This is a genomic window from Microbulbifer sp. YPW16, assembly GCF_021290385.1.
GTDB lineage: Bacteria > Pseudomonadota > Gammaproteobacteria > Pseudomonadales > Cellvibrionaceae > Microbulbifer > Microbulbifer zhoushanensis.
Map to the genome: position 1 here is coordinate 2,676,010 of NZ_CP089928.1, position 24,030 is coordinate 2,700,039.

22 protein-coding genes and 1 tRNA gene are annotated in these 24,030 nt (G+C 55.2%); 19 read left to right on the top strand and 4 right to left on the bottom strand.

Features of this window, described 5'->3' with window-relative positions:
* Window positions 1–234 precede the first annotated feature (234 nt).
* From LVE68_RS11500 to LVE68_RS11510, 3 genes are all read left to right on the top strand, one after another.
* Entirely contained in the window at window positions 235–1,461 is a 1,227-nt protein-coding gene (locus LVE68_RS11500; protein WP_232940522.1) for a S41 family peptidase, read from the top strand.
* A gap of 45 nt (window positions 1,462–1,506) precedes the next feature.
* Window positions 1,507–2,082, top strand: coding sequence for a DUF4124 domain-containing protein (locus LVE68_RS11505; RefSeq protein WP_232940523.1), 576 nt, complete (start codon window positions 1,507–1,509; stop codon window positions 2,080–2,082).
* A 279-nt stretch (window positions 2,083–2,361) separates the two neighbouring features.
* On the top strand, window positions 2,362–2,913 hold the full coding sequence (locus LVE68_RS11510; RefSeq protein ID WP_232940524.1) for a hypothetical protein: 552 nt from the start codon (window positions 2,362–2,364) through the stop codon (window positions 2,911–2,913).
* 351 nt (window positions 2,914–3,264) lie between these two features.
* Here LVE68_RS11510 and LVE68_RS11515 read toward each other — a convergent pair whose 3' ends face one another.
* A complete protein-coding gene (locus LVE68_RS11515) occupies window positions 3,265–4,236 on the bottom strand; it encodes a hypothetical protein (protein ID WP_232940525.1) in 972 nt (323 codons plus the stop codon).
* 649 nt (window positions 4,237–4,885) lie between these two features.
* Here LVE68_RS11515 and LVE68_RS11520 point away from each other — a divergent pair.
* Window positions 4,886–5,302 carry a hypothetical protein gene (locus LVE68_RS11520; protein ID WP_232940526.1) on the top strand — a complete coding sequence of 139 codons (417 nt, stop codon included), beginning with the start codon at window positions 4,886–4,888 and terminating at the stop codon, window positions 5,300–5,302.
* A gap of 397 nt (window positions 5,303–5,699) precedes the next feature.
* The gene (locus LVE68_RS11525; RefSeq protein WP_232940527.1) at window positions 5,700–6,200 is read left to right on the top strand and encodes a hypothetical protein; all 501 of its coding nucleotides are present in this window, start codon (window positions 5,700–5,702) and stop codon (window positions 6,198–6,200) included.
* 288 nt (window positions 6,201–6,488) lie between these two features.
* Here LVE68_RS11525 and LVE68_RS11530 read toward each other — a convergent pair whose 3' ends face one another.
* Window positions 6,489–6,998, bottom strand: a complete 510-nt coding sequence (locus LVE68_RS11530; protein ID WP_232940529.1) for a hypothetical protein — start codon at window positions 6,996–6,998, stop codon at window positions 6,489–6,491.
* A 640-nt stretch (window positions 6,999–7,638) separates the two neighbouring features.
* Here LVE68_RS11530 and LVE68_RS11535 point away from each other — a divergent pair.
* Together LVE68_RS11535 and LVE68_RS11540 are read left to right on the top strand one after the other, a co-directional pair.
* A complete protein-coding gene (locus tag LVE68_RS11535) occupies window positions 7,639–7,989 on the top strand; it encodes a hypothetical protein (protein ID WP_232940531.1) in 351 nt (116 codons plus the stop codon).
* A 20-nt stretch (window positions 7,990–8,009) separates the two neighbouring features.
* Window positions 8,010–9,719 (top strand): hypothetical protein, encoded by a 1,710-nt coding sequence (locus LVE68_RS11540; RefSeq protein ID WP_232940533.1) that lies wholly within the window; start codon window positions 8,010–8,012, stop codon window positions 9,717–9,719.
* 264 nt (window positions 9,720–9,983) lie between these two features.
* Here LVE68_RS11540 and rtcR read toward each other — a convergent pair whose 3' ends face one another.
* Window positions 9,984–11,579: an RNA repair transcriptional activator RtcR gene (rtcR, locus tag LVE68_RS11545; RefSeq protein WP_233006709.1), complete on the bottom strand. Its 1,596-nt coding sequence runs from the start codon at window positions 11,577–11,579 to the stop codon at window positions 9,984–9,986.
* Window positions 11,580–11,821: 242 nt separating this feature from the next.
* On the opposite strand from rtcR, the gene LVE68_RS11550 reads away from it, so the two are divergent.
* The 7 genes from LVE68_RS11550 (at window position 11,822) to LVE68_RS11580 (ending at window position 18,980) form a co-directional block, all read left to right on the top strand.
* Window positions 11,822–13,048 carry an RtcB family protein gene (locus LVE68_RS11550; protein WP_232940534.1) on the top strand — a complete coding sequence of 409 codons (1,227 nt, stop codon included), beginning with the start codon at window positions 11,822–11,824 and terminating at the stop codon, window positions 13,046–13,048.
* A gap of 4 nt (window positions 13,049–13,052) precedes the next feature.
* Window positions 13,053–14,114 (top strand): RNA 3'-terminal phosphate cyclase, encoded by a 1,062-nt coding sequence (gene rtcA, locus LVE68_RS11555; RefSeq protein WP_232940535.1) that lies wholly within the window; start codon window positions 13,053–13,055, stop codon window positions 14,112–14,114.
* A 170-nt stretch (window positions 14,115–14,284) separates the two neighbouring features.
* Window positions 14,285–14,354: transfer RNA gene (locus LVE68_RS11560), tRNA-Thr, on the top strand.
* A gap of 378 nt (window positions 14,355–14,732) precedes the next feature.
* On the top strand, window positions 14,733–15,890 hold the full coding sequence (locus tag LVE68_RS11565; protein ID WP_232940536.1) for a slipin family protein: 1,158 nt from the start codon (window positions 14,733–14,735) through the stop codon (window positions 15,888–15,890).
* A gap of 431 nt (window positions 15,891–16,321) precedes the next feature.
* Window positions 16,322–16,981, top strand: a complete 660-nt coding sequence (locus LVE68_RS11570; protein ID WP_232940537.1) for a hypothetical protein — start codon at window positions 16,322–16,324, stop codon at window positions 16,979–16,981.
* A gap of 390 nt (window positions 16,982–17,371) precedes the next feature.
* Complete coding sequence (locus LVE68_RS11575; protein WP_232940538.1) at window positions 17,372–18,112, top strand: hypothetical protein; 741 nt, start codon at window positions 17,372–17,374, stop codon at window positions 18,110–18,112.
* 211 nt (window positions 18,113–18,323) lie between these two features.
* On the top strand, window positions 18,324–18,980 hold the full coding sequence (locus tag LVE68_RS11580) for a peroxiredoxin (RefSeq protein WP_232940539.1): 657 nt from the start codon (window positions 18,324–18,326) through the stop codon (window positions 18,978–18,980).
* Window positions 18,981–18,989: 9 nt separating this feature from the next.
* Here LVE68_RS11580 and LVE68_RS11585 read toward each other — a convergent pair whose 3' ends face one another.
* Window positions 18,990–19,436: a GNAT family N-acetyltransferase gene (locus tag LVE68_RS11585; RefSeq protein WP_232940540.1), complete on the bottom strand. Its 447-nt coding sequence runs from the start codon at window positions 19,434–19,436 to the stop codon at window positions 18,990–18,992.
* Between the two features lie 2 nt (window positions 19,437–19,438).
* On the opposite strand from LVE68_RS11585, the gene LVE68_RS11590 reads away from it, so the two are divergent.
* The 5 genes from LVE68_RS11590 (at window position 19,439) to LVE68_RS11610 (ending at window position 23,975) form a co-directional block, all read left to right on the top strand.
* Window positions 19,439–20,041 carry a tRNA-uridine aminocarboxypropyltransferase gene (locus tag LVE68_RS11590; RefSeq protein ID WP_232940541.1) on the top strand — a complete coding sequence of 201 codons (603 nt, stop codon included), beginning with the start codon at window positions 19,439–19,441 and terminating at the stop codon, window positions 20,039–20,041.
* On the top strand, window positions 20,038–20,397 hold the full coding sequence (locus LVE68_RS11595) for a VOC family protein (RefSeq protein ID WP_232940542.1): 360 nt from the start codon (window positions 20,038–20,040) through the stop codon (window positions 20,395–20,397). The genes LVE68_RS11590 and LVE68_RS11595 overlap by 4 nt, the downstream gene beginning before the upstream one ends.
* A gap of 36 nt (window positions 20,398–20,433) precedes the next feature.
* The gene (locus LVE68_RS11600; protein ID WP_232940544.1) at window positions 20,434–20,811 is read left to right on the top strand and encodes a hypothetical protein; all 378 of its coding nucleotides are present in this window, start codon (window positions 20,434–20,436) and stop codon (window positions 20,809–20,811) included.
* 192 nt (window positions 20,812–21,003) lie between these two features.
* Window positions 21,004–21,630 (top strand): hypothetical protein, encoded by a 627-nt coding sequence (locus tag LVE68_RS11605; RefSeq protein ID WP_232940546.1) that lies wholly within the window; start codon window positions 21,004–21,006, stop codon window positions 21,628–21,630.
* A gap of 137 nt (window positions 21,631–21,767) precedes the next feature.
* Window positions 21,768–23,975, top strand: a complete 2,208-nt coding sequence (locus LVE68_RS11610) for an OsmC domain/YcaO domain-containing protein (RefSeq protein ID WP_232940548.1) — start codon at window positions 21,768–21,770, stop codon at window positions 23,973–23,975.
* Window positions 23,976–24,030 lie beyond the last annotated feature (55 nt).

Sequence of the window (24,030 nt, forward strand, 5' to 3'; positions counted from 1 at the left end):
AAATGGCGGACGATAGGCCTCGTCGCAGAAAAGAATTGTAATAATTGGGGTAAGAGTAAAATATTGACGCATTATTACACATGTAACTCTGCTCGAACCGAAAGCTCTATGAGCTCGAAAGGATAGCCAAAAATACTAACTCTGCAAATTGATCAAGGAAGAAGAATGTTTAAAGGATTACATCTAGCCATCCTCGCCGGATTGGCCTTAGTTGGCAGTTCTGTTGCATTAGCATTGGCCCCTGCTGAGGCAGAGAAGTGGCAAGAAGATATCGAGGTATACCGCTACACGCTCGAAGAACGGCACATCAACCTCTACCACACCGTTGACAAGCCGGACTTCCACGAAGAACTAACTTCCCTCAAGGCTAATCTGCCTTCACTCACCGAAGACCAGCTAATGATCGAGCTGATGCGCATCAGCCGTCTGATCGGGGACGGTCATACCCGCGTGCCATTCTGGGGTTCAGAGCACCAGCATTATCCATTGCTGTTCCAGTTTATGGATGGCGAGCTACGCCTGCTGCGCACCGGGCCGGAGCAGCGCCGGTTGCTGGGGCGCAAACTGGTGGCGGTGGGGGATATGGCCACGGCCGAGGTGGTGAAAAAGCTGGAACCCGTGGTGCAGACGGTGGAGAACGAATACTCCCTGCGCCGCCACCTGCCTTATCACCTGAATGTCGCGGACATACTGGCGGGCCTAGGCATTGTCGATGATCCTGCCTCCGCCACCTTCATCCTGGAAGACGAGCGCGGCCAGCGGGAAGCGGTCACGCTGGAGGCCATTTCCTGCCCGGACTACCGGGAGCGCGTCACCGTCCGCTATGCGGAGCAGATAGTGCCCTTCGGCGAAAAGCGGGTGACCGAGTCCGACTACCTGTGGCTGAGTGCCGACGAGGACCGGCGCGTGGCCTACGTCTACTTTGCCCGCTACCCGTCCTTCTCAGACATGGAATCCTTTGCCGAGGATGTCCGCGAGTACCTGGATGAGCACCGCATCCGCAACCTGGTAGTGGACCTGCGGGACAACACCGGCGGCGACTTCTTTGTCGGCCTGCGCTTCGCCCACCAGATGATCCTGGTGGATGGGCTGGACTGGGACGGCGGTATCTATACACTGATCGGCAACGCCACCTTCTCCGCCGGCATGAGTAACGCCGCCCACTTCCGCGAAATGTTCAACGCCACCCTGGTAGGCGAACCCACCGGCGGCAACCCGGTCGGCTACCAGGACATGGACAGCTTCACGCTGCCCAGCTCCGGAATCGAGGTCAACTACTCCAAGCGCCTCTACCGCTTCCAGGACAAGCCCACCCAGGGCATCCAGCCGGACGTGCTGATACCGACTCGCTGGGCCGATTACCGGGTGGGCAGGGATGCGGTACTGGATTGGGTATTGGATGACATCAGCAAGCGCTATGCAGGGCAGGATGCAGATGCTGCCCGGGTCTCCGGCCTATGATCCCCGAGATGACTTGAGAGCCCCTGAATAGCTAGAAATTAAGTTATGTCTACTATTGCGATAAGAATCGTTAGCCTACTACTACTGGTGTCTGCGGCGGCACTAACGCGAGCAGAGATATACCAGTGCGTGGACAGCGAAGGCAGGACAGTTTTCAGCGACCATAAATGCTCCGAAGACGACAGCAACGTTAAGGTCGTCGAACCCAGGGTCAATGTGGCCCCGTTTAAAGATGTGCTTGAAGGGCAGGAAAAAAGCTCGCGCGTGATATACCGGGGAAGCAGGGTTGGACGGAAAAGCCGGTTCCTGGATGTATCGATCTACGAGGAAACAGAGTCCTACATCATCTTTGAGGTAGAGGTTTACTACCGCGGCCCAGCCCATGGCCGGGGCGAGTACCGGGTTATGCCGAATATCCACTGGCGCGCTCGCTCTTTCAGCACTTCAGACGTAGGTGTAAGCAGCGGATTTGCCCGTGTTGAGCTGGGCTCCAGGGCAAAGGACGGAGATGTCTCAGATGTCATCACCCTCCAGCTTTGGCAATACATCCCGGGTGAGAGCCCGAGCGTTCTTGAGACCAGGGTAATTCCCTATAAAAAGAAATGGAGTAAGAGAGTGTAGGTCTCTCGGCCAAAAGAAATGGCCTGGGCGCTTCCTCAATACTTGCCTCAGTTACAGCAATCAGGAAGCGGCAAAGAGCTTTCCCATTAACCAGGCGCAGTATGAAGCTAAAAATACGTCTCTCAAGATCAGTTCCGAAGATTGGAATTTGAATTGAAAAAAATAAGATATTCAAGGTTGCTTATAACGTCATTGATTTTCTTGATCTGCGGCTGCACTGAAATCCTATGGCACTCAACTCGGCCGGACTCATATCACGAAGACGTGTCTTCCTTGCTTATGACGCAAGACGAAAGAAAGATGGTAGTTGTAGGGGAACAGTACCACTACATATTCCAGGTACCGGAGACCATGCAGGCATTGCTCCGTTCGCCGGTGAAAGATAGTTTGTATGTGTCTTTTAAACCATTCTTAATGGACGGTGAAGAGATAGCTGGCAGTGTTTCTTTTGTCCTAAAGAAAGAGAAGCTAGTTGAAAAAGACGGAAAATCAGTTTTTGTCGAGGTTGACAGCCTGGATAGCTTGAAGGCGGAAGCAGTAGAAATCGGATTTAATAAGCCCGCTTACAGGCTAAACGTCGATCTGAAGGGCCGTCGGTATCAGGCAACGGATTTATCCTCTGCGGACCTTAAAAAGGAGGAGCTGACGAAAGAGTATAGAATCGAGGTAGAGGACAACCTTTCTGTTGGCAAAAAAGCCGCACGTACCATACTTAGCCCAGTAACCGTGACGGTAGACGGTGCTTTAGCAATCGGTGCGCTTCCTCTTGTTGCTGTCGGTTGGGGGTCTGTTGGGGTGGCATGCTCTTTATCAGATGATAAATGCCGGTGAGTTTTGAAAATATCCGAAATGATTTTGGTAAGAGCAGAGTTACAAGGCGAATAAAAAAGACACCCATAAACTGAATGGTTCTAAAAGGGCGAGTGTAAGCTAACTCTTGTGACAATATTTGAGAATGAAAACGCTGCGGAGCATGGGTTTGAAGTAGCTCTCGAAATTGCGGTTGAGGCCGGGATCTTCTTTCTGGCCTTTCTATCCCCAGTTGGTGCCGAGCTGAGAGCGCAATCTGGATAACTACGCAGCGCCTCGGGAGGCGTGGTAACAGGGTAAGAAATTAGTGCGCCGCTATAGAGCAAACGGCGATAAGGTCCCACCCTGCACCAATACTTCACGTTGACGATGCTAGGCGATTAAAGCTGCATCTTCGGCCGCAGACGACGCCCCGGAATCACCACTGGCGCTGCTGCCACTATCACCGGAGCCCCCGGCATCGATGGAACCCCCTGCCTTGGCGCCGACAGACCAGCCCGAACTGGTTGTTTTGGTATAGCTACCGGTGGTTTCCTGGTCTTCCACCGGCGCAAAACCATTTTGCTCGGGTACAAGAACGCTGGGGTCGTTGCCGGTATTTAGCGTTTTGGTGATGTCGTCATTCCATGAGAAGGGCTTTCCCTTTGAGGCTTGCGTGAACAGCTCCAGCTGGCTCTGGTCTCCCGGCAGAATACCGAAGCGTACAAACTGTTGTTCCTCATTGGAATCGAAGCCGATGCTGCTCTGGGTGAAGTTTATCCGTAGGTAAGAGCAGCCATTATCAGCCTTCACCAGGAAGAGATCGTAAGTCATGGAGCCATCAACAAGGTCGGCTCCATCAGCGGAGTCGAGGTTTACCCTGAACCAGCGGGTCTTCTGCTGCACTTCCTGCTTTATTTCCGAGTTAGTGCCCGCATCTTCGATTTCTGAAACGATGGTGCTCGACTGATTGGGTATCCAGGGGAGGTTCCCGGTCAGTTCCTGCGGCTTGTTCTGGAAATTACCGACGAACTCGATATTCGGCGTGGCCCAGTCAATCTTGATAACACCTTTCGCATCTGTGCCACGGTAGGTGTCGTGGTGCCGATGGTGGGCACCTGAACCCCAGTAAAGGGTATAAGTGGTCGGGCTATGGTCGTTGGGCGCATATAGAATCAGCGATGCCTCTGCAGGCATGCCATTCGTTCCCATGAAGGTATTGTCTTTGTCCTTATTCAGGAATACCCAGTTGGGGATACTGCCGATCATGAAGTTCTCGACGTAAAAATTCTTGGTGGTCCACGTCTTGGCGGTGGTGACATTGTGGTTGTAGGTGAAATTGAGCTCGCCTGATCCTGATGGCATGGTATTCCTCGACCAATTGTTGATTATGGAGCGGCAAGTTTAGACGGCCCCCGCGATTTTGCAGGGAACCGGAAAATTATGGCGTGATCGGGATTAAACGAATTCGGCGACAAGTCGTATGCTGCATACATTGGCGAGAGCAGCGTGCAGCCCAATGCGTTCTGGTTGTGGATATGCGACGTGTGATAAACGGGGTACGAGCAGCGTTTTGACGCGAAAATCCCCGAGTATAACGGCGCCATAATGTTATCCTGTTTCCGCCGGAATACCCGGTAACTGTGCAACTTACCGTGGTGGGGAGCCTGCCGGCGAAAAATTGCCGGCAACCAGGATATGGACAGCTACACGCTGCCCAGTGCCGGTATCGAGGTTAACTACTGCGGGCGCCGCCACCGCTTCCAGGACTAGGCCAGCCAGGGCACTAAGCCGAACGTGCTGATAGAAGCCCACTGGGCCGATCACCGGGTGGGCAGGGCTGCGGTGCGGGGACCACAATGCGGAACACGATAACAAGCCCGCCGGTGATCAGTCTGATTTGCCCCGCTTGTGCGGCTAGAGATAGGTTGGTAGCAGGTGAATAGTCAGTGGCAGGCGTTGCATTGCAGGATGAGCATACTTTGTGAGTTAAAGACAGTATGGAAGTAAACGGATGAAGTTTTTGGTTTCAAATATAGGTGGTAGAGCTCACCAGGATATATTCTCGGTTATCTCAGAGGGTGCATTTTTTGATCTTGCCCCTGGCCAGCACGGTTGGAATGATTACGTGCAGATTCGTCCTGGTGACGTCGTCTACGTCATTAATCAAGCGCGTCGAGTTGAGACCGGATTTTGCGTGTTGGGTATCGTGGATGGCGTAACGCTGAAAAAAGATGAAGTGTGGGGGGAGAAGGTGAAATCCATGATAGGAGGGAACCTCCGAGTGCTATTTGGGGAGCCTGTAGAGGATGTGGGGCAAGATTACTCAGATTTTGTCGATGCAAATAATATTCGGAGCCCGAAGATTAACCCCTCAACAGGTAAGATGTATCCTGGATTCAACTGTACAAAGTTTTCTGAAGATTTATGAGGTGCTGTCGGAATAAAGCCACTCTAAGCTAGGCCTTCCGCGCGGAACTTCAGTAACCCGACAGGCAAACCTCTATTCATGTTGTGCTTTGAAGGGCTTATTTCCTAGGAGCAGCGCTTTATTCAGAGAAATAAAAAGGAAACCCACCAATTGGGTACTCTCGCACTCCTAAAAACCAGGCATGAGACTGAATAGAAACGAGCCAGTCAGATAGATTTGGATGAATGACGCTAATGAGAGCACCGACGTCACCAAGACGTGCTAGTCTGAGCAATCGACAGTGCTAGTTATTAATAGTCTAAAGAATAATGGACAATTTTGAAAAACAATAATCATCGAAATTCACGGCTAGCCCTTTTCCTCTACATTTCTATCGAAGGTTAGCAAGGGTACATTTATGTCTATCCAAGAGTTGTTGAGCCCGAAAAATGGGCGAATTCTATCGATCTCATTAGCTATATACCTTATGGGTAGATCGATTTACTATTTGGTTGCGGGCACTCCTGAGTATTACGGGTCTTTTATACAAGGGAACATGTTTACGGATGTGGTTTTTCAGGTCAGCGTCCCAATGGCTATCATGACGATAATGTGGCCAATTATATTTGTAGCGCTCAACCTATTTCATAAGGAATTTCGATTAAACGCCTTGATCTTCTACCTAACCATATTCTTGCATGCCTTTGGTGGCTTATTAGCTGCTGTGATATTGGCGTTCGATCAAGATGTGGTTCTTATAGAAAGCGGCAGAATCACAAATTTATCTAGAATATACGTGATTACTGGAATATCCGTCGTTACATGTATAGTGGCTGGCATCGCTTATCAAAAAAATATGTCACTGTTTAGCGCAAGCGCCCAAGAGCCTAAAGGAAATAAAAGGGCGCCCATAAACTGAAAGCGTGAAGCTAGAACTCCCCTTACGTACCTGAGCGGCATGAGCATGAGAACCTGTAATGCATTTCGCATGCGAACAACTTATTAAGCATGCCAAATTACACATTCCAGATATGAGGATACAAACCAGTCCGGCTGGATAGCTGGTACGTAAAAGGAATGCTGGTTAAACCGTGGGTGGAGTGAGGAATGTCTCCCAGTCGCGGATGCCCTGCGCCCATCACTTGCCGAGCTGTTCACACGCGCTGCGGACAGACTGAGCACTACCCATCAGGGACTTGAAGCGGCTTTAAAAGTTTCGGTTGAGATACAGCCTGTGATGAGGATCAATTTGGAGCCGCTCGAGGATCGCTGGTAGCCTGCTTGCAATGGCCCCGCACTCGTCTTCGCGCAGAATCCGCCCGCCCCAGTGCACAAGCTCGATATGGTCCTGCATCCGGAACGGCATATCCTCAGGCATGGGTGCCCGGGAATTGCCGGCAAAGGGCAGCAGCTCATCAGGCTGTCGGCCATCGCTGGCAGCCGTTATGTTACGGTGGATTGAGCTGTGATCAGAATTCTCCGGTGTCTCCGCCATTTTGGCTGGGATCGGGTTCAGGTCCACGTAGGCCATACATGCCGCTAGCGCCGGCTCGTCGAGAAGGGCCTGGGACTTGAAGCGGCCATCCCAGAACCGGCCAGTACAGCGATCTTCGCGGTTTGCCTCTCGGCCAATGGAATCGTTCAGCATCCGGATAAACCAGCTGATATCCTGCAGCCGTGCTCGCCATACCTCGGCCACCTCGGTCAGTCGGGCCATCTCCGCAGCCCCAACTCTCATTGGGACGTGGCGGAGGGAAAGCACGGAGTCATCGCACAACTGGTGCCAGCGCTCTACCACTTACTGCTGCCCCTATTTGGCCATCTGCGCCTGGTTTATATGCAGTACCACATGCTAACGGTTTGCTCATCACGCCGTAGGCGCAGACATCCAGCGCGAATATCTGCACTAGAGACAACAGTTTGTCTTCAACCCACAGGCGGCGGTGCATACAGCACTGTCCGGTACGACCGTCCCGCTCACACAGCAAAGCTCGCCGCAACAGCTTGCCATGCAATGTTCTTTGTGCTGAAAAGAGTCTTACCCGGTCTCGTCATCGATAGATATTGAATAAACGGTGCTTTTCATGAGTAATTGTCAGGTAAAAGAGAAGTGGCATAGGATCCTCTGTATTTAGTGGCTGTCTCATTTTACTATTAGAGCGCATACTCATAGATACTCGTTGGCTACTGGATAATCTTTATGTTCTCTTAAAAGGTATGCACTAGAAAGTTAACGGCAGAAGAAAAACTATAGAACTGGCAGCGCCAAATCACTTAACCTCTTCTAGTTCGTTAATAATATATTCCGAAATAGTAAGGCACATATAACTCTGATTACAATTATGAGGATGGATAAAGTGCAAGAAGTCAAAATATCATTGGCTGGATTGAATGAGTTGGATGCAGAGGAGTTATCGGAAGCTTTCGAATCAGACTCAGTTGAATTAACACGTCCGGAAGTTAAAGAGGGCGAACTGGCAGAGCCAGCCACTATTATTGCGACAGTAAAAATTACAACTGCATTATTAGCAGTTTTTGCATTATGGCTTTCTAAAAAAAGGAGAAGTTATATTTTAAAGAAAAAAATAAAGATTACATATCCTGATGGTAGGGAAGAGGAGTCCTATATAGAAGTAAATGCCCGCTCGGAGTCGGAAGCTAAGATACAGATTACAAATTATCTGAAAGAACTATTTACAGATGCATAGCTAAAATAGAGTGTAGCCACGTGAATGGTACTAAGAAAGATCGCGGATCTACCAATACATTTACCGGTGCAACAAGCTTACTAGATATTCCCGCCAATGAACTATTTGGCTATGCTATTAAAGATAGTCTACCTAAACAATTTCTTCCTTCATTTGTCCACGAGTCATCCCATTTTTGGTGCCTTGCTACTGAACTAGGTAATGCGCTAGCACTATTGGAATTGCGTGCCCATCGAAAAATTATTTTCGAAAAGGCTAGTCTAAATGAGGTGTATAGAGACACAGCAGTAATCGATGCGCTTCAACTTTTCTTTGTGCCAATTTACGAGGGTATGGCACTATTTCATGAGTTTGACGTATTGCCTGGAAATTCTCGTGTCATTAGTAAGCCTAGTTTATGGGCGGCTAGGATTTTCCAGTCTCTTGTTGTTGATAAAAATGTAAACAAAGCAAAATCTAAAAAAGGTCCAGACTATCTTGATGGCATATTAGAGTCATTGATGTTTGCATATCGTAATAGTGATACTGCACTAAGCAGAAAGATTAATGTTTTAATGCAGCCATTACAGGATGATCCACATTTTTATCTATCTGGTTATCTAACAGTAAAAGCTATTTGGAGGCTTGCTTCTCAGAAGACTGAATTGTTTTGGGATAAAGAATTATTCATTTCTTATTTGCATTCATGGCTATTTTACGACAGGGTCTTAATTGAATTTATATGTGACGAGGATATTCCGCCTGAGGTACTTATAAGTCATATCTCTCGACGCCTTCAGCGACGGTTAGCTGTGCTAGTAAATGAGGATTTAACAGAGGAAGTTCGTAGCTTCGAGGATATAGCAGATGGTGGGAGTGGCTCTGGAAGACCAATTTTTAGCAACATTAGATTGAGTGAGGCGGACGCTGATATTGGCTATCAAGCCTTTATGCGATTAATGCGCCAAACACTAGAAGGTGTTGGGGATAGGGAGTCGAAAAAAAATATTCTATTTGGTGATCTTGCGACACTTGAACACAGGTCCAAGTTTATGCGTCTTGCGATTGAGCCAGTATTTATAGAAGTTAATGAAAATAAGAGAGTAAATATTTATAAGGATAAATCCCTGGATTCACTTTACATGAGTGGTCCTGCACCCAAGGGGGCAATCGTAGGTGTTACAAGAGGTTGGGTGGCAGTCTACTTTTCATCCGAAGATATGAAGATCTATACTCTGGCATGTCGTAAAGGTCGGGCAATGTTGTGGATGCCACCCTCAGGTGAAGTTTTAAATGATCAAAATGAGGAATGGCCAGTTATCCTCACAAAATTTATTGGGATAGAAGAAGCCAGGCAGAAAACCTCACAAGCAATAAGAAAAAGTCTTTTGGCTTCCAAGGACTGTGAGTATAAGTCGCTATTAGCCAGGGTTAAGCAGCATACTTCTGAGGTATTTTCAAACCTTTCACTGCAGACTATTTTAGAGCCGAGTGATGTATCAAGAGTAAGCCATCTGATTCAGCGTAGAGGATTCTATGACCTTTTGCATAAGGATGGTGATCTGCTTTCGTGCTTGGCCCAGCTCAGTGTATTGCCAATAAGTGGGCGTGATAATTTAAAACGTCTCGAAGATAACTATGAAGAGCCTTTATTTACTGACAGTAAAATAGAAAAGTTGAAAGAAATATCTTCGATGTATAATTTTCCATTTGTTGTCGAGAATTCGAAGTATCTATATTACTTAGTATGATCCGTATCAAGTTCACTTTGAAGAATTTTTCATAGATGTGAGCGAGACAGGGACTAATTGATAGTCAAATGCTGTTGATTGCATTGAGAAAGTTTCCGTGAGAATGATAGGCCGTAAATTATTTTAGCCATCTATTAGTTGGCCCACTTGACGGAGTTAACTAATGGATGACCACACAATTTCACATTCTGCGATAATGAACACCTTCAAAGGAATATAGAATTGAGCTGGAAGGTGATAGCCATAGGATCAAAGTGGCGTACGCTAAGCCTTCATGTCTTCAAACCTTAACCCGTGCTTACCAAGCAACTGCTTCACCCGGTGCGAATCGTTGTTCGACTTCTTCGCCTGCCGGCTCACATTAAACAGCTTGCGCCCGGCCTCCGCCATAGAGCTGGAGCGCCGGCACACATCAATCAGCGCGGCCAGCTTGAGCTGGTCGTAGTAATCCATCTCGGCGCTGCTGCCGCTGCCCAGTACGCTCTCCACTGCACTGCGGGCATGTTCGCCGCTGTGCTCGGGCGTGTGCCACTTGTGCTTCAGGCGGCGGACCTCTTCATCCACCACTTCCACCGTAATGCGCCCGCCATCGGCCAGGGTGGCCATGCGGGTGATGCTGGCGTTCAGGTCGCGGAAGTTGGCCGCCCAGGTGGCGTCGGCTGAGCGGCCGAAGGCCAGGTACTTTTCCCGCGCTGCCCTGTTGAAGCTCACCAGGTGCCCGGCCTTGTTGGAGAAGGACTCCAGTTCGTAGTCGACATTGGGCTCCAGGTCCTCGATGCGGTCGCGCAGGGATGGCAGCTCATAGGTCCACAGGTCGATCCGTGCCAGCAGGTCGGCGCGGAAGCTGCCCTCCCTGGCTTTCCGGGCCAGGTCCCTGTTGGTGCCGGCAATCAGCTGGAAGTCGCTGCTGGCCTCGCGGTCGGAGCCGAAGGGGATAAAGCGCTTGTCCTCGATCGCCCGCAGCAGCATGGCCTGTTCGTCCAGCCCCAGCTCACCGATCTCGTCGAGGAACAGCAGGCCCTTGTGGGCTTCCTTCAGCAGGCCGGCGCGATCGGCGGTGGCGCCGGTGAAGGCACCTTTCTTGTGGCCGAACAGGGCGGACATGGTGTTCTCGCCTTTCAGGGTGGCGCAGTTGATGGCCACCAGCCGTCCCTCCAGCTTGCCGCGCTGCTTGCGCAGTTCGTACACCCGCTGGGCCAGCTGGGTCTTGCCGGCGCCGGTGGGGCCGGTGATCAGGATCGGCGCATTGGAGCGGATGGAGACCTTCTCCAGCTGCTCAATCATGCGGTTGAACGGTGCGTTGTTGGTCTGGATACCGCCCTTCAGGTAGACGGTGCCTTCCTGGTGTTCCTTCTGGAAGCGCGAGGCAATCTGGTCGTAGCGGGACAGGTCCAGGTCAATTACCTGGTACTGGCCGGGCGCGTCGCTGTCGCGCCGGGCGGGGGAGGTCTGCAGCAGCTTGCCGGGCAGGTAGCCCGCCTCGGTCAGCAGGTACAGGCAGATCTGCGCCACGTGGGAGCCGGTGGTGATATGGGTCAGGTAGCGCTCGCGGTTGGGGCGGAACTGGTAGCCACGGGCGAAATCCAGCAGCTGGCTGTAGACCGTCTCGAAATCCCACGGGTCAGGGAAGTTCACCTTGTGGTGGACCACCTCGGTCTCGGGGGATACCAGTGCGATGTCCTCGGTGACCTGGTTGGCCAGGCCCTGGGAGTGGTTGTCGAACAGCAGTTCCAGCCGGTCGATCAACAGGTCTTCGTGCTGGCACATGGAAACGGTCGGCCGCCACTTGTCCCAGCGCTTATCGCCCTTGCCGCGCCGGTCCATGGTGGTGCCGAGAATACTGATGGCAACTGTTTTCATGGTTATCAAAGATATTATCCCGCTATCAAAAAAGATAGATCTGTGTCGCTTCGATGATGGTGGCCGCTGGCGGGAAATCGCTTTATGAAGAAAAATTCTTTATTTAAATCAACGGGTTAAAAGTTTTTTCAGCACGCTGGCAAAAGTTGGCACTGTCCTCGCTATACAGGGGCTACACATAAGCAAGCACGAACCCGGCAGCCGAACAGAAAAGCCGGGATGGAAGAAGAAGGAAAGGAACAATGACTCAGCAAGCCTATGAAGTAATGCAGGACGGTGGTGTGCCGATCAAGTCGTGGACTGTCGGCGTGCCCTTCGAAGCTGAGGCCAGGGAGCAGCTGAAGAACATCTCCCGCATGCCGTTTATCCACCAGTGGGTGGCGGCCATGCCGGACGTGCACCTGGGTAAGGGTGCCACCATCGGCAGCGTGGTGCCGACACTCGGCGCGGTGATCCCGGCGGCGGTGGGTGTGGATATCGGCTGCGGCATGATGGCGGTGCGCACCAGCCTCAAGGCGTCGCAACTGCCGGACAACCTGGCGGGTGTGCGTTCCGCCATCGAGCGGGCGGTTCCCCACGGGCGTTCCTCGCGGGCGCGCGGAAGCCGGGACAAGGGCGCCTGGGGGAGCCTGCCGGACGATGTGATGCAGGCCTGGGCGCCGCTGGCGGCGCAGTTCGATGTGCTGCAGGAAAAGCACCCGGTGCTGAAGAACACCAACAACATCAACCACCTGGGTACGCTGGGGACCGGTAACCACTTTATCGAGATGTGCCTGGATGAGCACGACAGCGTCTGGCTGATGCTGCATAGCGGTTCCCGCGGTGTGGGTAACCGCATCGGTACGCACTTTATCGAGATGGCGAAGAAGGACATGGAGCGCTGGCATATCCACCTGCCGGATACCGACCTGAGCTACCTGCCGGAAGGCACCGAACACTTCGACCAGTATGTGGAAGCGGTGGAGTGGGCGCAGGACTTTGCCCGCATCAACCGCGAGGTAATGATGGCCCGCACCATCGACGCGGTGAAGGCGGCGCTGGGGATGGAGTTCGAGGCTCGTATGGAGGCGGTGAACTGCCACCATAACTATGTGTCCCGCGAGCACCACTTCGGCAAGAACGTGCTGGTTACCCGCAAGGGCGCAGTGCGTGCCCGCGAGGGCGAGATGGGAATTATCCCCGGGAGTATGGGGGCGCGTTCCTTCATCGTCCGCGGGCTGGGTAATGCGGACAGCTTCTGCAGCTGCAGCCACGGTGCGGGCCGCGTGATGTCCCGCACCAAAGCCAAGAAGCTGGTGTCGCTGGAAGAGCACCTGCAGGCGACCGCCGATGTGGAATGCCGTAAGGATGCCGGCGTGATTGATGAAACCCCGGCGGCCTACAAGCCGATCGAGAAGGTGATGGCCGCCCAGAAAGACCTGGTGGAAGTGGTGTACACCCTGAAGCAGGTCGTCTGCGTGAAAGGATAGGACCATGCATACCATTGATGGATCACAGGGCGAGGGCGGTGGACAGATTTTCCGCTCCGCGCTGACTTTGTCCATCTGCCTGGGGGAGCCGGTGCGGATAAGGAATATCCGCGCTGGCCGCCGCAAGCCGGGCCTGATGCGCCAGCACCTGGTGTGCCTGCATGCGGCCCAGGCGATTTCCGGCGCGCAGGTGACGGGGGACGAGCTGGGCTCCACAGAGGTGACGTTCAAGCCGGGCAAGGTGAACGCTGGCGAATACCGTTTTGCCATTGGCACCGCCGGCAGCACCAGCCTGGTGTTCCAGACCATCCTGTTGCCGCTGCTGCTGGCGGACGGGGTGAGCGAGGTCTGCCTGGAGGGCGGCACCCACAACAAACAGGCGCCCAGCTTCGATTTTATCCAGGCCGGTTTCCTGCCGGTGATGGCGCAGATGGGTTACCGGGCCGAGGTTCAGCTGGAGAGGTTCGGCTTTTACCCGGCCGGCGGCGGCCGGTGGCGGGCACGGATATACCCGGTGGGTGAACTGAAGCCGCTGGCTCTGCTGGAGCGGGGCGCCGTGCTAAGCAAGGAGGCGCTGGTGACCTCGGCACAGATTCCGGGCCACGTGGCAGACAGGGAATTGCGGCATATCGCCAGCAAGGGCGACTGGGCGGCGGACGAGCTCCAGCGCCGGCAGGTGGATTCATTCGGGCCGGGCAATATCGTGTCGCTGCGGGTGTACGCCGAGCACGTTACCGAAGTGATTGAGGTGGTGGGCGAGAAGCAGCTGTCGTCGGAGCGGGTTGCGGGCCGCGCGGTGAAGGAGTTCAACCGGTATATGGAAGCCGGGGTGCCGGTGGGCGAACACCTGGCGGACCAGCTGCTGCTGCCGATGGTGTTGGGCAGGGGCGGCCGTTTCAGGACGCTGGCGCCGAGCCAGCACCTGCTAACGAATATCGAGGTGATCCGGCAGCTCACCGGGATGGAAATCAGCGTGCACAGGGAAGGCGGGCACGCCTGGATCGTCAGCGTGCCGGGCAGCACGCAAGCGCGTGAGGCGCCGGCAGCAGGATATGCCCAGGGATGAAAAATGGCACAGGGGATGTGCCCGCGTGAGAACACTGGCCACCTGCAATGCGCAGGTGGCAGTAAAAGAGTTTGGGCCAATGGCCCGGCATGCGGAGCTGGTTCACAACGCCAGCCCGGCACAGGAGCCCCTGGCTTGCTGTGTACCTGCCGGGGCAATTACCTGAACACTACTTTGTAGCTCAGAGGTAGAGCAGCCGATAGTTTCGGCCGGTCGCAGGTTCGACTCCTGCCAGAGTAACGTCGTCCACTACACGACTTATCCGGTAAAGGCGAAGGCCTGGGGTTCGACTCCCCACAGGGTTAACGCCCTTGTTGACTACCAGAGGCCCATGGCCACTGGGCGCTGGCGACTTGCACTCCCCCGGGAAGGCAGCCGCCGGTACCCGGAGGCGCCGGAAGTCCGGGCGCCGGTGGTGGGCAACCTGGCACGTGGCATTGCCACGCCGGGCTCGCCTGCAGCGCGGGCAATGCGCATTGGCGCACCCCCGCTGCAGGCAGGCCGGCCGATGACATTGTCACCTGCCCGGTTCAAGCCGCCGGCCCCCGGGCTTCCGGGTGGGCCTCACCCCTGGTTACGCAGGTAATGCGCCGGGGAACAGAAGTAAGGAGAAGTAAAATGATGATATGGAAAAGCGTCGATATTGCCGATCACGAGCGGGCGCTGCTGTTCCGCCGTAACCGTTTTATCCGCGTGCTCGAGCCGGGCCGGCACCGACTGCTGCAACTGGCGGACAAGGTGACGGTCGAGGTCCACGATATCAGCGATGTACTGTTCGAGCGCCCGAACGCCAGGTTCTTCCTGAACACCCATGCGGAAAAGCTGGCGCCCTACACCGAGACCCACGAGCTGGGTGACAGCCAGGTTGGCCTGCTGTACCGCGACGGACACCTGGTGAATGTCCTCAGCCCGGGTACCTTCCTGCCGGTCTGGAAAGGGGTGGAGAATGTGCGTGTCGATATTATTGATATCAGCGCGCAGTACACCGTGGATGAGCGGCTTGTCGGCCTGCTTGGCCGGGGCTCCGGCGCGGTGCCGAAGGCGTCGGTGGCATCCGCTATCCACTACGTCGAGGTGCCGGATGAGCACGTGGGCCTGCTGACCGTCAATGGCACGCTGGTACGCAAGCTCGAGCCCGGCAGCTACGGCTTCTGGAAATACAACCGGACCATCGCCGTACGGCTGGTGGATCTCAGGCTGCAGACCGTAGAGGTCAGCGGCCAGGAAATCCTCACCAGGGACCGGGTGAGCCTGCGCATCAACCTGAGCGCGAGCTACCGGGTGCTGGATGCCGAGCGGGCTGCACTCAAGCTGGGTAATTTCGCGGAATACATCTACCGCGAGCTCCAGCTGCGGCTGCGTGAGGCGGTAGGGGGCAACACCCTGGATGCGCTGCTGGAGGACAAGGACAGCCTCAACCTGGGCATCGCCACCGCCGCGCGGGAAAAGCTGGCGCACTACGGTATCGAGCTGGCGACGGTCGGGGTGAAGGACATCATCCTGCCCGGTGATATGAAGCAGATCCTCAACCAGGTGGTGGAGGCCCAGAAGGACTCCGAGGCCAACCTGATCAAGCGCCGGGAGGAAACCCAGGCGATGCGGTCGCTGCATAACACCGCGAAGATGATGGACAACAACCCGGTACTGATGCGCCTGAAGGAGCTCGAGGCCCTGGAGCGGGTAACCGCGCGTATCGACAAGATATCCGTTTACGGCGGGCTCGAAGGCGTCCTCAACAACCTGGTGAACCTGAAACCCACCGCCACAACCCAGTAGGTAGCCCGCCCGATAGGGCGGGTTACTCTCTCCGCTACTGCCGGCAGCTAAGAAGGCGATCCACCGTTGGGCTGGTCTGCCTGCCAAAATCCTACCCAGTTCGGCAAGTATGTGTTTTTCCCGAAGTCATGGGGAAAGTGGCGTTTCTTCCGCAGCACCTGTGGTGAGCCAAACTCTGGCCCCATTGATTCACTAACCCCCCGCTCCACAGCTTTTTTTGCGGTAAGGCATCACTCCAGGATACGCGCAAGGTGTAATTTGGTGTAATAAAGCAGAGCAATTTGTTCGAAATCATTGCTGATCTGTGGCACATAGTTCCTTATAATGATGATAGGGAAGAATATATAGAGCAAGGTAGCTGTTCGTGTTCCTGCCGATTTGGCCGTGCGGGATGCTTTAAATAAACAACGAATGACTTGGGGTAAATACAGATGATAAAGAAACTGATGGTGCTGACCCTTGCGGTTGTTGCTACAGGCTGTGCGGGCGTGAAAAATATGCCCTTATCTGCAGATGCTGGGCCGATGATCGAAGGTCGGCAATTGAGTGGCGTCAGCCGCGAGAAGCCAGACTTTATTGCCACTACACCCGGTAATAGCATGTTCGGCGCCGTTGGTGTTATTGCCATGGTCAAAACTGGCAACAAGCTGGTAAAAGAAAACAATATTGAAGATCCGGCAGGTCGCATCTACGACATTCTTGCAGATGCCATGGCCCAGGAGCATAAGCTTGTACTGCTGGATGACAATACTGTCACCGCTGAAGGCAATGACGTAGAGGAACTCACTGCCCAGGTGAATGACTCCCGGCTGCTTCTGGATGTGCAAACCCTGGGGTGGAAATTCCTCAATTTCCCTCTGAATTTTAGCAAGTACCAGGTTGGTTACGGTGTAAGGATGAAGCTGGTGGATACTTCCACTAACGAAATCCTGGCTGAAGCGCAATGTGGCCAAGCGAGCCCGGAAGAGGTCGAGCAGGCTCCGACGCATGACGAGCTACTGGCCAACAATGCATCGCTTCTAAAGCAGAAGCTACGCGAAGCCGCAGATCACTGCGCGAACGAATTTAAAGTCAATACATTGATGCTTTAACGGTCCGGGTAACCGAATCTACCTGGAAACCTCCGGGGAAGCCCAGTCGATAACCCGCCCAAAAGGCGGGTTACTTTCCCGGGATGTCATCGGGAATGCTGTAGTTCTCCGCCTATGGCTGGCGGCAATATAGACAGCAGCAGCGCTGTCCGAGAGCGTCGGGAGTGGACGGCGAAAATAATAATCAGGAATGAGACTTTGACGTCTGAAAACAACAGGAAATCTCCTACCAGAACACAACTCCAGCCGGAATATTGAGATCCAGATATAACACGACTGAATCCGACGTGTTCCATCGATTTTTGTGCCTACTGCTTGCACCATATGCTGCTAAGTTAACATCGGCAGAGTTTACCCCCTTGGTGTCGCTAAAGTCCCTCTAGAGCACATATGAGCATCTATGTTTCGTTCCTGGCGGTCCTGGCATTGTCCCTGATCGGGCTGACGGTGCCGCACTGGCCCGTTTTCCAACGGAAAGCGCATCCGCCCATATTGAGTGTCTCTGCGGGTGTGGGGATTACATATGTTTTCCTTGTGCTGCTCCCAAAGTTGGCCGAGGTGCAGGCATCACTTCAGGTGAGTGAGGATGAGGCTGCAATATTGCCTGTAGACCTGCATGCATACCTGAGTGCACTGGCTGGCTTTATTGTTTTCCTGTTGATAGCGAACAAGGGTTTTTCTGACAGGGCTGATAGAACGCCGTCGAGGCTTTCATTCAGTGAAACACTGGTTCTTGTTGTTTTCGGCATCTATTACGCGCAAATTGGCTTCCTGTTGCGCTCCTGGCCCAGCGCAATATGGTTTGGATACCTGGGGTTGGTCGGTGCCTTTGCGATGCATCTGGTAGGGATTAATTACCACCTGTGGAAGCGCTATCCCAACCGGTTTCCCAGGGTTTTTCGCTGGGTGCTATTCCTCTGCCTGTTGATTGGCTGGATGGCGGCCGTTATATATGAGCAACTTTCTGGCGTGGTGAAGTTCTCGACGATGTTTGTCGCTGGCGGAATTATCATTACCGCGATCCGGGAAGAAATACCGGCACAGAAAGACGCAAATATTCCTTACTTCCTCGCGACGGTGTTAGTCACGACGATCTTTGTCCTGTTTATTGAAATTATCCTGCTTGATTGAGTGATGCCGATTCTGTCGATCGCTTTCCGAACCTGTCGCCTGGTTAGCACAGGTGTCGCTATTGGCGATGTCCGCAGAGATGCCCGCCACAATGGCCTGTGTCGTTGACATTTCACTTGGGCCCAACATACTCACAGCGCGATGAGGGATCCTTGATTTCAGGATCAATGCGTGTGAGCGTGTCTTGGGCTTCAACAAAGGATAAGTACTTATGTCTCTTCGAATAAACGATACCGCGCCAGATTTCACGGCAGATTCCACCGCCGGCAAGCTGAAGTTCCATGAATGGATTGGCGACAATTACGCCATACTGTTTTCGCACCCGAAGGATTTCACGCCAGTCTGTACCACCGAGTTCGGCGCCGTTGCGCAGCTCGCCGATGAATTCACCAGGCGGAATACCAAGGTGATTGGTGTATCCGTTGACAGCGTTGAAGAGCATGAGAAGTGGAAGCGGGATATTGAGGAATTTGGCGGTGCCCCGGCGGACTTCCCCATCATTGATGACGGCTCGCTGGAGGTATCCAAGCTCTATGATATGTTGCCGGCCGATGCCTACCTGCCCGATGGCCGCACACCCGCGGATACTGCAACCGTGCGCACTGTATTCATCATAGGTCCGGACAAGAAGGTCCGGCTCACCATGTCCTACCCCATGTCTGTGGGTCGTAACTTCGACGAGATCCTGCGTGCCCTGGATGCGATCCAGGCCACCGACGGCCAGCCGATTGCAACACCGGCAAACTGGAAGGCGGGGCAGAATGTCATTGTGGCGTTAAGCCTTAATGACGATGAGGCAAGGGAAAAGTTCGGCACATTTCACGCCAAGATTCCTTACCTGCGCTTTACGGAAGCACCGAACAGGTAGGCATACCAGTCAGGAATCGGCAGGGTCGTGATAGCGCATCACCAGGATATCGCGCCCCTGCTTCTGGTAGGTCAGGAACCGATCGACGATGGAACTGGGCTGCCCCTGCGGCTCTTCTTCTGCAAATCCCAGGGACTGGTAAAAAGGCACCAGGTGCCGGTAGGGGAAGGTAAACGTCAGATCGTCAAAAGCCTCGCCCATGCTGCGGAGCAGAAAGCGGGCCACTCCCTGCCCCTGGTATTCCGGCGCCACTGCAACCCCCGCCAGTAACCGGGCACCGGTCAGCTGTCGCAGGCAGCCGCAGGCAATAATCTGGTTCTGCCTATCCCTGATCACCATACACGGGTCATGGCGTCGGGCTTTGCCGCGGAATTTGTGCGTGCGGTAGAATTTGTTGGCCAGCGGGATCTCTGCGTCCGAGAGCCAGTGCGCTGAAAAGTCGTTATCAGAAGTCATCTATGCCGCGCCAAACCTGCCCCACTTGCCAGCGCCCCTTGAACGTCTGCTACTGCAGCGCGCTGGTCCATATAGCCAATCACATCAAGGTGCTCATCATACAGCACCCGCTGGAAGTGAAGCATCCGTTCAACACCGGCCGTATGGCACACCTGTGCCTGGAGAACAGCGAGCTGGTGGTGGCGGAGACGCTGGACGATACCGAACTGGCCCGCCTGCTAGCGCCCCGTTCGGCCTTGCTCTACCCGAACCTGGACTGGTTGCCGGCGGTGGAGCAGGTGGGTGAGGGCGGCCAGCTGGCCCGTGGCCCGCTGGAGCAGCTGGTGGTGATCGATGCCTCCTGGCGCAAGTCGAAGAAGATGCTGCACCTGCACCCGACGTTGCAGCAATTGCCCCGGGTCAGCCTGGAGGGCGAATTGCAATCCAATTACCAGGTGCGCCGCTCCTCACTCGCCAACAGCCTGTCAACCATCGAGAGCGTCGCCATGGCGATGGATCGCCTTGAGCCGGCCGGGCGTTTTGAATTGATGTTGAAACCGTTTGAGCAGATGATTGCGTTACAGCAATCCAGCTCTCATACGATAGAGCCCGGGGACAAGCCATGAGTGAACACGAAAAAATCAATTACGTGGAATTTCCATCCAGCGACCTTGGGGATACCAGGGCATTCTTCGAGAAAGCGTTCGGCTGGTCATTCGTTGACTATGGGCCTGAATATTCAGCGTTCTCCGGTGCCGGGCTCGACGGGGGCTTTTACCAGGCCGATGCCTGTTCCAAAGCGGACAGCGGTGCCGCACTGGTCGTGCTTTACAGTAACGACCTGGAGGGCAGCCAGCGCAAGGTGGAAGAGGCCGGTGGCACCGTGGTCAAGCCTACCTTTACTTTCCCCGGTGGCAGGCGCTTTCACTTTACCGAACCGTGCGGCAATGAATTTGCCGTATGGTCGGACCTGGGCGCCTAGGCGCGCGGCAAGTTCCGGGGATAGGTAACTGTTTCTATGTGGTACAAGCGCTACGGCTATAAGCACCCTGCAAGCAACAGTGAGATCGGCTTTTTCTCCGGGCTGGCAGTGACACTGGCCGCCAGTGGGTTCGCCTGCGCCCTGGTGGCGATATTCGACAGTTACTGGTTTTTGCTGGTGGCGGTGCCGGTGGCCGTTGCCGGCTTCGAGCTGCTGGCGCGCCGGACCGCGAAGGATCGCAATGCGATGCGGGACGAACGGCACCGGTACCACATTGACCAGGCATACGCGTATATCGAGGCTGGGCATAAGGAGGCGGCACTGGAGGCCATCAGGCGCGCCAGAATCTACGGCGAGCTTCCCGCCGGGCTACAGGCCTTTGAAAAGGAGCGCCGCGCGCACCAACGGGCATGAGGGGCAAACCGACTGCCAGCTGTTCCTACGAATAGCACATCAGCCCGGCCAATTCCCCCCCGCACGCAAGAGCCTGCCGGTCGCTGGCCTATAGTCTGCGGTATAGAGCAAAAACTCGTATTGGTAGTTCGTTGGTCAGGTCAGCGATCTCTAATGGGCAAGGGTGAGTACATGGCGCGGTTGGCTTCTGGAATGTTCCGCCTCCTGCTGGTGCAACTGCTATGGGCTACAGGAGTCCAGGCGTCACAGACGGCAACCGAAACACTGATCGTAGTGGTGCGCCATGCGGAGAAGCCGGCCCAGGGGCTTGGGTTGCTGACCTGCCAGGGCCTGAACAGGGCCATACGCCTGCCGGGGTATTTCCGTGAACATTTCCCTCGCCCTGACTACATCTTTGCTCCCGATCCCTCCGTAAAGGCCACGGAAATCCACGGGGACGGCCAGCGCCACGACTATGTGCGGCCACTGCTGACCATCGGCCCCACGGCGGTTGATATGCAGGTGCCCATTAATACCCAGATTCCCTACAACGATCCCGGGTTGCTGGCGGATACCCTGCTGAGCGAGCCCTACCTGGGTTCCACGGTGTATGTGGCCTGGGAGCATATGAACATCGACCTGCTGGCAAAAATACTGTTGCGCCGCTTCGACTCCAGCTCGGAGGTGCCAGAGTGGCCCAACTCTGACTACGATACGGTATTTGTCTTCCGGCTCTCCGGCGTGCCGGGCAGCGGCAAGATCAAGCTGGAAGTGGACCAGCAGGGGCTCGATGGCATGGATAAGCGGTGTCCGGCTGGGAGCAGCGAAGCCAGCCGCTGACGCGTCGGCTGTCGCCTTGGAGAGACACCGGCCAGTCGCACTTTCCGGCAATGGGTCGAGACGCAGTGCAGCAAAAACTGGATAATGCGCGCCGCTGGCCTATGGCCCACCAAATCCCGCAGACCTGGTAGTCCCCCATGGAAATCAACGTCAACTTCCTCGATAACCTCCGCCTGGAAGCCAAGTTCGATGACTTCACCGTCATCACCGACCAGCCCATCCGCTACAAGGGCGATGGCTCGGCGCCCAGCCCGTTTGACTACTTCCTGGCGTCCTCTGCCCTGTGTGCGGCCTACTTTGTGCGGGTCTACTGCAACGCGCGCGATATCCCCACCCACAATATCCGCCTGTCGCAGAACAATATCGTCGACCCGGAAAACCGCTACAACCAGATCTTCAAGATCCAGGTGGAGCTGCCGGAGGACATCTCCGAGAAGGACCGGCAGGGCATCCTGCGTTCCATCGACCGCTGCACGGTGAAGAAGGTGGTGCAGACCGGCCCGGACTTCCAGATCGAGACGGTGGAGAACCTGGCCGAGGACGCCCAGGCCCTGCTGATGGTGGAGCCCGACAGCGAGCACACCACCTTTATCGAGGGCAAGGACCTGCCGCTGGAGCAGACTATCGCTAACATGACGAAGATCCTGGCGGACCTGGGCATGAAGATCGAGATCGCCTCGTGGCGAAATATCGTGCCCCACGTGTGGTCGCTGCATATCCGCGATGCGGCTAGCCCCATGTGCTTTACCAACGGCAAGGGTGCCACCAAGGAGGCGGCCCTGTGCTCGGCGCTGGGGGAGTTCATCGAGCGGCTGAACTGCAACTTCTTCTACAACGACCAGTACTTCGGCGAGGAGATCGCCAACAGCGATTTCGTCCACTACCCGGACGAGCAGTGGTTCCAGCCCGGCCCGGGCGATGAGCTGCCGGCGGAGATCCTCGACGAGCACTGCCTGGCCATCTACAACCCGGAGGGCGAGCTGGGCGGCTCCAACCTGGTGGACACCAACTCCGGCCGCATGGACCGGGGCATCTGTTCGCTGCCGTTCGTGCGCCAGTCGGACGGCGAGGTGGTGTACTTCCCCTCCAACCTGATCGAGAACCTGTTCCTCAGCAACGGCATGAGCGCCGGCAACACCCTGGCCGAGGCGCAGGTGCAGTGCCTGTCGGAAATCTTCGAGCGGGCGGTGAAGAAGCAGATCATCGAAGAGGAGATCGCGCTGCCGGATGTGCCCGCCGAGGTGCTGGCCAAGTACCCGGATATCGTCGAGGCGGTGGAGGCGCTGGAGCAGCAGGGCTTCCCGATCCTGGTCAAGGATGCCTCCCTGGGCGGGCGCTTCCCGGTAATGTGCGTGACCCTGATGAACCCGCGCACCGGTGGCGTGTTCGCTTCCTTCGGCGCCCACCCCAGCTTCCACGTGGCGCTGGAGCGCAGCCTCACCGAGCTGATGCAGGGCCGCAGCTTCGAGGGCCTGAACGACGTGCCGCCGCCCACCTTCAGCACCGAGGCGGTGACCGAGCCCAACAACTTTGTGGAGCACTTTATCGACTCCACCGGCGTGGTGTCCTGGCGCTTCTTCAGCGCCACGTCGGAATACGAGTTCGTGGAGTGGGATTTCTCCGGCGACCACCACGATACCAACCAGACCGAGGCCGGCCGCCTGTTCGGTATCCTCGAGGACATGGGCAAGGAAGTGTACATGGCCGTGTACGAGGACCTGGGCGCGCCCACCTGCCGCATCCTGGTGCCGGGCTACTCCGAGGTCTACCCGGTGGAGGACCTGGTATGGGACAACACCAACAAGGCCCTGGACTACCGTGAGGAAATCCTCAACCTGCACTCACTTGGCGACGCTGAACTGGAAGACCTGGTGGAGCGGCTGGAAGAGAGCCAGATCGATAACTACGAGACCATCATCACCCTGATCGGTATCGAGTTCGATGAGAACACCGTGTGGGGCCAGCTGACCGTGCTGGAACTGAAACTCCTGGTCTACCTGGCCCTGCAGCGCCATGAAGAGGCGCTGGAGCACGTGGAAATTTTCCTGCAGTACAACGACAACACCGTCGAGCGCGGCCTGTTCTACCAGGCAGTAAACGCGGTGCTGGAAATCGTGCTGGACGACGAGCTGGAGCTGGACGATTACCTGCACAACCTCAAGCGCATGTTTGGTGAAGAAACAATGGCAGCCGTGGTCGGTTTAGTAAACGGCACCGTGCGCTTCCACGGCCTGACACCCACCAATATGCAGCTGGAGGGGCTGGACAAGCACCTGCGGTTGATCGAGAGCTACAAGAAGCTGCATGCGGCGCGGGCGGCGAAGCACCCGGCTGTGACCGGGTAAGCACAGAACCCTGGTAAAAGGCAGGGAAAGGCCGGGCGTGCACGGGCGCCCGGCT